This is a genomic window from Paenibacillus sp. oral taxon 786 str. D14 (assembly GCF_000159955.1).
In the GTDB taxonomy this organism is placed as follows: Bacteria; Bacillota; Bacilli; order Paenibacillales; family Paenibacillaceae; genus Fontibacillus; species Fontibacillus phoenicis.
Map to the genome: position 1 here is coordinate 71,703 of NZ_GG695976.1, position 10,824 is coordinate 82,526.

7 protein-coding genes and 2 pseudogenes are annotated in these 10,824 nt (G+C 40.2%); 4 read left to right on the forward strand and 5 right to left on the reverse strand.

What is annotated here, in order from left to right; genetic code table 11:
• Window positions 1-132: 132 nt before the first annotated feature.
• Window positions 133-831, reverse strand: coding sequence for an ATP-binding protein (locus POTG_RS11200; protein ID WP_009224942.1), 699 nt, complete (start codon window positions 829-831; stop codon window positions 133-135).
• The gene (locus POTG_RS11205; RefSeq protein WP_009224943.1) at window positions 803-1,198 is read right to left on the reverse strand and encodes an ATP-binding protein; all 396 of its coding nucleotides are present in this window, start codon (window positions 1,196-1,198) and stop codon (window positions 803-805) included. Before POTG_RS11205 ends, POTG_RS11200 begins: the two co-directional genes overlap by 29 nt.
• Before the next feature lie 196 nt (window positions 1,199-1,394).
• Between POTG_RS11205 and POTG_RS11210 the strand changes: the two genes are divergently transcribed.
• The gene (locus POTG_RS11210; protein WP_009224944.1) at window positions 1,395-2,450 is read left to right on the forward strand and encodes a fatty acid desaturase; all 1,056 of its coding nucleotides are present in this window, start codon (window positions 1,395-1,397) and stop codon (window positions 2,448-2,450) included.
• A gap of 436 nt (window positions 2,451-2,886) precedes the next feature.
• Here the strand turns inward: POTG_RS11210 and POTG_RS11215 are convergent.
• Together POTG_RS11215 and POTG_RS11220 are read right to left on the reverse strand one after the other, a co-directional pair.
• Window positions 2,887-4,042: pseudogene (locus tag POTG_RS11215) on the reverse strand (IS256 family transposase); the annotation flags it as partial.
• 125 nt (window positions 4,043-4,167) lie between these two features.
• Window positions 4,168-5,451, reverse strand: a complete 1,284-nt coding sequence (locus tag POTG_RS11220; RefSeq protein ID WP_009224946.1) for a hypothetical protein — start codon at window positions 5,449-5,451, stop codon at window positions 4,168-4,170.
• Window positions 5,452-5,702: 251 nt separating this feature from the next.
• Here POTG_RS11220 and POTG_RS11225 point away from each other — a divergent pair, with 251 nt between their 5' ends.
• From POTG_RS11225 to POTG_RS23200, 3 genes and pseudogenes are all read left to right on the forward strand, one after another.
• On the forward strand, window positions 5,703-6,821 hold the full coding sequence (locus tag POTG_RS11225; protein WP_009224947.1) for an SIR2 family protein: 1,119 nt from the start codon (window positions 5,703-5,705) through the stop codon (window positions 6,819-6,821).
• A complete protein-coding gene (locus tag POTG_RS11230) occupies window positions 6,799-8,571 on the forward strand; it encodes an ATP-binding protein (protein WP_009224948.1) in 1,773 nt (590 codons plus the stop codon). The genes POTG_RS11225 and POTG_RS11230 overlap by 23 nt, the downstream gene beginning before the upstream one ends.
• A gap of 363 nt (window positions 8,572-8,934) precedes the next feature.
• Window positions 8,935-9,165, forward strand: a pseudogene (locus POTG_RS23200) (transposase domain-containing protein); the annotation flags it as partial.
• A 127-nt stretch (window positions 9,166-9,292) separates the two neighbouring features.
• On the opposite strand, the gene POTG_RS11235 reads toward POTG_RS23200, so the two are convergent.
• Window positions 9,293-10,324, reverse strand: coding sequence for a CHAT domain-containing protein (locus POTG_RS11235; RefSeq protein ID WP_009224949.1), 1,032 nt, complete (start codon window positions 10,322-10,324; stop codon window positions 9,293-9,295).
• Window positions 10,325-10,824: the final 500 nt, after the last annotated feature.

A 10,824-nucleotide genomic window follows, 5' to 3' on the forward strand; every position in this document is an offset into this window, starting at 1 on the left:
CTAATTGAATCGTATCTCGGGTCTCCGCAGTAAACAACTCATTAAAACGATCCTGGTTCAGCAAAAAATATTCTTTAAAGCTTTGACCTTTTACATATTGCAGATCCAAATCCATCGCTCCAATCTGTTCGATCATTTTGTTTGAAATTGAATGGTAAATGTGGTTCCGATTCCTTCTCTGCTTTTTACATCGATTGTACCTCCATGTTGGTAGATGGTCGAATAGACCTGAGTTAGCCCCATTCCCGTGCCTTCATCCTTCGTTGTAAAGAAAGGGGTACCTAACAGTTGAAGCTTTTCTTTAGGTACCCCTACACCTGTATCCGAAATGATAACATAAATAATGTCGCCCACACGGTAATGCTCGATGGTAATAGTTCCTTCATTGGGAATGGCTTCAAAAGCATTTTTCAAGAGATTAAAAAACGCTTTCTTTAACTGATTTCTTTTCCCATAAATGATTTCATCACTATTGCGAAATTTCTTTGCAATTTGAACCCGATAGATTTGATCCTGAAACAAATAAAGCAAAGACTCTAATTCCGAACAAAGATTAATCGCAATACAGGACTCATCTTCCAAGTCGGGCTTAGAAACCTGCAATAGATCTTGTAACGTAGAGATTGCCTGTTCCAATTCCGAGCAAGCAAAATCTAAATAACTATGGGAAACCTCCCTTTGCAGTAATTGTAGAAATCCCTTCACTGCTGTTAATGGATTTCTCACTTCGTGCGCAATTCCCGCCGCTATTTGACCTATGGAAGCAAGACGGCTTAATGTATCGTCCGTTTGAGTTGCTTTTTTAGTTTTTTCCTGTCCGCTTGGTTGCAACTATTTTCGTCCCTCTCGTCGAAGTCTCAATCTGAAATTCATCCATTAATCTCTTCACACCGGATAATCCGAGTCCTAGTCCACAGGAAGACGATCCCTTCTTTCCATTTAACACTTCATTAATATTGGGAATTCCCGGCCCTTCATCGGTCACTGTAAAACGGATTCCCTGATCGATTAATTCACAATAAAAAATCCCTTTGCCGCAAGCATGATCCAAAATGTTTCGGGTCAACTCCGAAACACTCACATAAATTCTCTGTTGATCTGCCTCGGAAAAAGGGAGCTGCTTCATAAAATGACGAACGGTACTTAACGCAAAATAGATATCATCTTCTGAAGAAATGTTCACTTTCTGATAGGTCATCGGCTAAGGAAGCCTCCATGCTACATTAAACTTATTATCTTTCCAGTTGATACCTCGAACATCCTTACTTCTTATATTTCGACCTAAATCCTATATTTCCTACTAGCTCATTGTTAATTTGGACAAATTCCCCTTGCCCCCCTTCAGCCTCGCACACGCTTTGATGATTTCAGTTATTGAATCAGCGAGAGGAGTTTTGGCGATCGATCACAACGTGAAGAAAAGCTGGCGCAAAATTATCGCACCTTACGAAAGACCGAGCCTGAAACGGAGCATTTGGCAAATCGTGAATACCTTTGTACCTTTCTTTGTGCTCTGGTACACTGCCTATTGGAGCCTTTCGGTGTCTTATTGGCTTGCCTTGATTCCGGCTGTTCTGGCAGCCGGCTTGTTGGTCCGGATCTTCATCATCTTCCATGACTGCTGCCACGGCGCCTTCTTTGCCAACCGCACCGCCAACGAGGTATTAGGAACGATTGCCGGAATCTTAACCTGCTGTCCATACCATCAGTGGCATCGCAGCCATTCGGTCCATCACGCGACCAGCGGCAACTTGGATCGGCGCGGCATGGGAGACATTTGGACGTTGACTGTGGAGGAATATTTGGCGTTGCCGCGGCTGAAGCGGCTGGCTTACCGCATGTACAGAAACCCCCTGATTATGTCCGTGCTCGGTCCCACCTATGTTTTCCTCATTGAATACCGGTTTAACCGGAAGGGAGCCCGGATGAAGGAACGTCTTAATACCTACATCATCAATCTTGGAATCGCCGCTGTCGCCGGGCTGCTTTGTTGGACAATCGGCTGGCAAGCGTTTTTATTGGTTCAGGGACCGATCTTTCTGCTTTCCAGTCTGGCCGGCTTCTGGCTGTACTACGTCCAACACCAGTTTGAAGGGACCTACTTTGAAAAAGGCGATAAATGGGATCATTTGAGCGCGGCTCTGAGCGGAAGCTCCTTCTATAAGCTGCCAAAGGTTCTGCATTGGTTTACGGGAAACATCGGCTTTCACCATATTCACCACCTGAGCCCCCGGGTGCCGAACTACTACCTGGACCGCGTTCAGAAAGAAAATACGATGTTCCAGGATGTTGCGCCGATTACCATTTTATCAAGCCTGAAATCGCTTAACTTCCGCATATGGGACGAGAATCGCAAGAAACTGATGGGATTCGGGTACATCAAGCATTTCTTGATTGCCCGGAAAGCAAACGAGCGACCAACCTGTACTTCCGATAAATCCTCTGAATAGATTTAATGAGAACGAATCGAAAATGTCGGTTTCCTATTGCAAATTTTTTCTTCTCCCGCCTACACCGGGAGCTGGCATTCCTTGACGTCAATCTCAGTTGTGGCCGGATGGAGTGTCCTTCCCAATTCGACAATTTGCGTATGAACCGACGGTTCCAATAGCGAAATGCTTTGAGCCAACGCTTCTGCAGCTTTGGTATGGCTGCTGCCGAACACCTCGGAAAGGATTATCGGTTATTGCTCATCGTCTTGATTCTTATCGTGGCCATTGGATGCCAGAAGCAGGAATCAAAACCTGAAGAACAAGATCTTTTTCATGTTAAATCCATAAACGGAGAAAACAAAAAGAAGGTCATTTTTTTTGATGATTGATTCTTTAATGTCGCAAGCGAGATCAAGTCCAAAATTATGTGTAAAATCCCTCAGTCTAGAATGGGCTACATGATTCGGGTTACTTTCGAGACAGATTTTGGCCGGCTTTCACGCCACTCTAGGTATTCGACCATATCGAGGTACTTCTTGCCGGAAGCCCATTTCTCGTCCTGTTCCATGAGTAGCGCGCCGATGAGTCGAATGACGGATTCCCGGTTGGGAAAAATGCGAATCACGCGTTCCCGGCGGCGAACTTCCTCATTCAGACGTTCTACGCTGTTTGTCGTTCTCAAGCGCTTACGGTACTTTTCCGGCAGGCTCAAAACGGCGGTGACATCGTCAAAACCAGCTTCCAGAATCCGCATCGCCTTCGCCGCTTTGTCCTCGTAAGCCGCCAGCGTCTGCTGCAAAAGCAACCGGGCCGCTTCCGGGTTGGGCGCCTCCAGGATCGCTCGTACATACGTGTGGATTTCATCCTTCAGGGCTTTCGGAGAGGCATCCAGCACGTTGCGCAGAGTGCGTCTGACACCGCTGCCAGGTCACGCCCTGCAATTGTTGGCGAATAGAGCGAACCAGCCCGCCATGATCATCAGACACGATCAGATCCACGCCACGGAGTCCGCGGGACTTGAGCCAGTTGAAGAACTCCGTCCAGCTTTCTTCGGATTCCGTGTCTTCGAGCATCAGGCCCAGCACTTCCCGATACCCGTCCGTGTTGACGCCAACGGCGAGCATCACGCCGCGATTGCGAACACGTCCGTCTTCCCGCACCTTCAAATACAGCGCATCAACGAGGACAAAGGGAAATCGGCTGTCAGAAAGTGGACGATGATTCCAAGCCGTTACGATCGGGTCCAGACGCTTGCACAGATCGGCTACAGTGGATTTGGAGAACTCGGTACCGCACAGTTCTTCCGTTACTTGAGCCACCTTGCGCGTGGAAACCGCATTGACGACCATCTCCATCCTCGTCAAAATGAGCGCTTGTTCACTGCGCTGGTAACGGGCAAACAGCTCCGTTGTAAACTTTCCGCCACGGATACGCGGCACACTCAACGTAATCGTGCCAATACGCGTATGCAGTTGATGGGGATAGGAGCCGTTGCGGTAACCTTGCCGGTTTTCGGTACGCTCATAACGCTGTGCCTCCAATTGTTCCGTCATCTGCGCCTGTAAGATTTGGTTCAGTACCGATTCCAGCAATTTTGCAACACCGGAATCGTTTTTTCACACCCATGAAGTGACATAAAAAAGGAAAAAAAGAACGTAACCTGTTCAAGTCTAGATTCCGCCTGGTCACTGTTTCCATACTGGTATTAAATTATTTTCTTTCACACATATCAATTCTAATAATCTAATATTTTCAAGAGTTTCTGAAATTCTTCCCTGATTACACTTTCAATATTTTCACTAACATACTCATGCACAGATCTTCTTTTTACATTTGCTTCCGGAAGGAAAAATTTATCAATATCACAACCTTGATTCTGAAAATAATCGCCTACATTTTCACGAGTAAAAGGAACGTAAAATAAATTCTCTTCCTGAAAGATTATCCCTTTTACCTGGTATAAGCGCAGCATCTCACGCAACTGGGCATCATTACTTAAAAAGAATGGTATGAAATATCTTCCACGGCTAATTGTTAGTAAATTATGCTCCAATATTCTCGGCGCAGAAAAATCCCACGCAATATTTTCAATCAGCTGCAACAGCTTGTCTGGTCTCATTCCTCGATTAAGCCTGTTTAACATTTTCACAGTACTGTTGTTTACGAAGTACTTATATGCTATAACCATTTCTCTTTCAAAATAAACACCTACAATATCATTTACATAACGAAAAAGCTTCTCAGTCTTTTTGACAGGCGGCAGTTTGGATTCAAATTTGATTTGCATGATGCCTATTATCAGCAAAACCATATGTCTTTGGGTCGTTTGAAAATAATTCAGAAACTCTTTGGCTTGGCTGGAATGAAAAATTCCATTATAAATTTGGTCAGCCATTAAATACGCTTCTGTTTTTGAAATTCGATAGCGGATCTTTTTATGTTTACTATACTCTTCGTTATCAATGTTTTTAAACATCTCTAAACTGACCAAATTCAAAAAGAGTTTTTCTTTCCTCTCTTTTATTGCTTTTTCATCAAAAGAAACATTTGGATCAAAAGTATTTTTGTAATTTTCAAACATGTAAAAAAGATAATCATACTGAAAATTATGTCGAATCAAGATGTCAATTACGGAAAAAACTTCATTGCTTAATCCAGTCCATTCATTGTTCACAAACTTATGGATGTAACTTGCATAATTAGTATCAAATGCAATGGAGTAGTCAACACCGAAATGTGTTTTTCCATCTTCACTCTGCAACATATCTGACAATAATTCTTCATCAAGGCAAAAAAGTTTTTCACTTTCAAAATAGGGAATGCAGTGGCTATCCTCATCATCTATTAATCTCACTAACTCAGGTGTATATAAACTTTTGTGGTAGTGATCCAAGGAAACAATCAGTTTTTTTCCTATCGCTGTATGACCCATTTTGCTCCAAGCCACCATAACATCGCTTGGTGATGCGGCTTTAGAGAGATAATAAATACCTTGTCTAAATAAAATATCTTCAATCAATACTTCTTCTCCTTGTTACATGTTATATAATGGTAAAAATTATCTTGTTTTTTTACTTTTCTCCTATTATATATCTTCCATTCCGAAATGAATTATTAATATAAGACAAGCAGAATAAATTTACTGCAAAATAACTTTACTTTAAATTTAGATTTTTAGAAGGATTTTGATAAAGAACGCCGAAAATTACCTTTTAAATTACAACTTGGTAACTATTCAGAAAAATAAAGTTGAACACAAGGGGTTTTTTCATGCTAAAACCTTATGCCCAATATATCGAAGATGCTATAAAATTGAATCCAGTATTTATTGTGGGGAGCGGTCTTTCGGCTGGTGCAGGAATTTCTACAATGGGACAATTGGCTACCTATCTAATTCAAAATGTACGTACCGAGGAATTTTCAGATCAAGAACGGCATGAATGGGAACAAATAAAGGCAAAATTAATAACTGAAAAAAAGGGCCTTGAAGAAGCACTTCAAGATTCTGGGGAGGCTATCAGCAAATCTCTTCTACGCGAAATAATACAGCAGACATGGTCATGTATTTCAAGTGATGAGCAAAAACTATTACTTGATATTTCAAATAATCTTGACCCTACAGGTTTTGTTCGTTATTTCAAAAAATTCAAAAATTCAAATACTGAAATTATTCATATTATCACAACTAATTATGATCATTTAATAGAATGGTCTGCTTCGAGTTGTGGGTGGAGAGTTTGGGATGGATTTGACGAAGGAACTATTGGTTCACCCCTTCCTTTAACTGAATTGAATAGGCGAATGAAAACAATATCCTTTGTTGGACGAAAACCCGTGACCTTAACACATCATCACTTGAGGATTTATAAACCTCATGGTTCACTAAGTTGGTTTAGACTACCTGATGGACAGTTAAGAAAAGTACAAGGTGTGGGTAATTATCTAATTCCGATGTTAGGAAAGGTTCATATTGTCCCGACAATTGTAACTCCTGGCATAGGAAAATATCTTGAAACCCATCAGGAACCATACAACATGGTACTTTCAGAAATGAAACATGTATTAGATAACAGCAAAGCCCTTATTTTTTTAGGGTTTGGTTTTAACGATTTGCACATTCAAGGAAGTTTTGATTCTATCCTTCGTAATGACTCTATACCAAAAATTATTCTAGCTATGGAATTGTCCGCCAATGCTAAAAAACTAATCGAAAATCAACAGTTAAGAAATTTTGTTGCTGTTCAAAAAGACACTCTTGGTCATGGTAGCGAAATTATAAGTGATAAGATTAAATCTTTTAAAACAACCCAACCAGAACACTGGACATTTAAAATGTTATTAAATCAAGCTTGGGGAGTTGATAATTTTGAATCACTTAAATCTGTTTGATATTAGTGAAGATCATTTCATTGGGCTAGTAAATAAAGTTGACAGCTACAGCGTTAATATTTCAACTTCGGATGAAGAGCAACTTAGAAAAGTCAATGTTAATGGTTACGTAATTTTACATACTTCTGATCCTAACACACGATTAATTGGAAGAATCGATCGCGTAGTTAGACTGGAATATGAACAGAACAGCCAATCTGACAACGCTCTTGAAGAAGAAATTCGTATTAGTAATGATGTCACAGTTAACGCATTAGGTACCTTGAAAGGACCTGGTGGTGGTAGAGATCGTCCTGTATTTTCACGTGCCGTAGAAAACTTACCTGAAATTGGCGCTAAATGCTTTTTACTTTTAGGAGAGTATTTGACCCTATTCACTAGTTTGATTGCCGATGAGACAGCAAAGTCAAAAACTCCGCTGTCATTAGGTACATATACTATGGCATCAGGGGCACAGGCTATATTAGATGGGAATGCCTTCTTTCAAAGACACGCAATGGTTGTTGGTTCAACAGGTTCAGGAAAGTCATGGACCGTGGCTAGAATTGTCGAACAAGTCGCGAGCTTAACGCATTCTAATATGATCGTGTTTGATTTACACGGTGAATATGAGCCCTTATCAGCTCATCCTCACATTACAAGGTATAGAATTGCAGGACCAGCCGATCTAGACAACCCAAAAAGTGACGTATTGTTTCTACCCTATTGGTTGCTTGGTTATGAAGATATGCTCGCTCTTATCCTAGACAGAAGTGACGAAAATGCCCCTAATCAAGCGATGGCTTTCAGTAATGCCGTTGTAAATGCGAAAAGAAAAGTACTTCAGAATGCAAACATGCAAAAGGAGTTAGAAACATTCACAATTGATAGTCCTGTTCCATATAGCCTCGATGATGTAGTAACAGAGTTAACAGAACTCAACGAAGCTAGAGTCACAAATCCAGGAACAGGTAGAGAAGTTAACGGTCCCTTTAACGGAAAATTCAACAGATTTTTACCTAGACTCGCCTCAAAAAGAAGTGATCGTAGACACGGTTTCTTGTTTTCCCTTAAGGAAGAACAACTCGCTGTGAACTATTTGGATTCTTTAGTAGAAAAGTTAATGAAAGCTAATGGAGAACACAATCCGGGTGTTAAAATAATTGATTTCAGTGAGGTTCCTTCCGATATCTTGCCAATTATTCTTAGCTTAGTAGCCAGATTAATTTTCCAAGTCCAACAATGGTCGGATAGCACTAATCGACATCCTATCGCTCTAGTATGCGATGAAGCTCATTTATATTTACCAAATCGTATGGCAGCTGATGCTGCGGAAGCAAGGGCATTGACTCATTTTGAAAGAATAGCAAAGGAAGGCCGCAAGTATGGTGTAAGTCTCCTCATTATTAGCCAACGACCATCAGAACTTAATACAACGGTCATGAGTCAATGTAACAATGTTGTAGCTCTCAGGTTATCTAATCAATCAGATAAAAGTGCTGTTTCTAATTTGCTCCCAGAAAATCTCGGCGGAATACAAGATCAACTCCCTACATTAGGAGTAGGTGAGGCAATTGTGGTTGGCGATGCATGTCTATTACCAAGCAGAATTAAGATTCAAAAACCTGAGTATGAACCCAACTCTGGTTCGGTAAAGTTTTGGGATGAGTGGAGCGACGCAAAGAACAAACAAAATCTATTTAGTGCAGTACAAAACTTAAGAAGACAAAGTAGCTCTTCTAATGAAATTGAAGATAACGTAAACAATTAGATGAAAAAATTCTCAATATATCTATTTGAATGGGACGCGATCACTCGTGTCCCATTTCGTCCCCAAATCAATGTAACTTTCAGCACCAATATCAATAGTTCACGAGCACTTTCTTCAATAATTCAAGAGCTGGTTCATCTGTTTCATCGTTCATGCCAAGCTCTCCACGGAAAGCAAGGGAGAGGATGGATTTTTTTATGCCTTCTATCTGATCAATGATATTATATAATTCATGTCTTTACGTTTCTTAGCAAAAAATTACCCAATATACGGATAATCTCATCTTGTTCACTAACTGAAGGTAAATTTAATGGTAATAATCCCAAACTTTTTTAACTAATTGTATTTTGTACTGCATTAGATATTATCTACAGCGTCATTGAAACGGCAGAAGAAAACCATCTAAATCCATTTCAGTACCTGAAATATCTGTTCGAGCAACTCCCGCAGCTAGCAGACCCGAAGGATCCGGAGGCACTGGATAGATTGATGCCATGGTCCTCATCTATTCCGATAACGTGTCGCGCGTTTAAATCATTTCCATATATTTCAGCCCTCATCTTTAACAAAAGGTGGGGTGTGTTTGACGTGTAGACACGACGTGAAATCGATTAATTTGGAGTACCTAAGCCAAGCCTAAAAGAAAATCTATTTGTGAGCTTCGTAATAAAGAAAAAATCGAAAGGGAGTACAAAAGACCGCCCCGTTTAAAACCAATTAATCATTGCGGTCTAACAATAATAATTTCGTTAGCATCTAGTCCTTCTTTAACATATAGCTCGGGTGTGGTCTCTTCAGGAATCCCCTCAAGCATAAGTGCCGCTTTAGCTTGTTCAAATGCCTTTTGTAAAGATAGGCCAAAACCGATAGACGAATAAAATTGCGCCGCAAAAACTCTAGCCGCATCATCACCAATTGATGTGTTCATTCCTATTGCGGCATCAACATGTTCAACTACTGCTTCGGCTTGTCCGTATGAAAAACATGTATTAAAAAAGACAAGTCTTATTGAATCCGAGGAACTCATCATCGTTTGTACAATAGCTTCCTTTGAAACCAATTTTGCGTTCCCCTGTGGATTTTGAAAGACGATTTCACCATGTTCTGAACCATGACCGCTAAAATGTATAATCGTAGGGTTTGATTCATTTATTGCCTGCAGAACATCTTGTGGTCTAACCGCCCATTTTGTAACAAATGAAACCGAGTCCCTATGTTCAGATTTTCTTATCATTTCATCAATCGCTCGTGCTTCTTCATCCAATCTTAATGCAGGAACATCAATAGGATTTGATGCCATAAAGAGAACTGTTATTTTTTCGGGAACACTCTGTAAATCCAATATCGCTTGCTGTGTCTGCAAATGCAATTTGGTATGATGACCTAAAATTTCGTTCACCTTCTTCATTTGGGACTCAGCCTCCTTTAACCTCTTCTTCTCTTCACGCTCTTCAGCTTGTCTTAATTTACGTTCTTCCTCTGCGATTTCTTTATTTTTCCTAGCAATTTTACCATCTATATCTGAGACCTTCTTCTCTAAGGAAGCTATTGCTTTTTCCGATCGCTCTATCTCTCTGACTTTGGATTGCACAGTAGATAAGGATTTTGTTCTAGAGATAGCTTGTTTTGCCGACAATATTTTCTTTGTATGATCAGATATCTTCTTTATTTCACTAGCTTTATCCGACTGCAATTTAGCAACCTCTTTCTTTTTCCGCATAATGCTAGTCCTGTATGTATCAATGAGTGCCATAGTTCGTAATACACTCCTTAAAATTAAATCCTATTTAACTACATTTTATTATCATTTTTGCAATTAGACGATCTCTATCTCCACTACATCTTTTAGCTTGACCCACTCAAAATCATTTTCAAAGCAGATTTTTATTGGCCTTGTTTCAGTCGCTATTTTGTCGATCTTGCCGAATTTTCTTAATATAAAATAAGACTAAAGTATCATTACTCAATTCGACATGTAATTGCAATGTTCCTTCCAAATAGTTTTCAAGGTTTGCATATCATATTGCTTTCGTTTGTACTCACCATTAAATAAAGAGAACGGACTTCGTCAGTATTTGATCGATAGTTTCGTTTCTTTGTTCCAAAGTATTCAATGTTTATTTAAAAATATTCCACCTTTCACCTCTCATCAAATATTGTACAGTCAGTTAGTAAGTAACATCCATATATTATCTTTCTCTGGGCCTCTTCATTATTTTAGCCTCGGAAGTTTCATATAACGTTTCTTGATAG

Excerpts from the sequence above, each read along its gene's own strand:
- POTG_RS11205 (WP_009224943.1), bottom strand. The coding sequence starts at position 1,198 with ATGACCTATCAGAAAGTGAACATTTCTTCAGAAGATGATATCTATTTT.
- POTG_RS11225 (WP_009224947.1), top strand. The coding sequence starts at position 5,703 with ATGCTAAAACCTTATGCCCAATATATCGAAGATGCTATAAAATTGAAT.
- POTG_RS11235 (WP_009224949.1), bottom strand. The coding sequence starts at position 10,324 with ATGGCACTCATTGATACATACAGGACTAGCATTATGCGGAAAAAGAAA.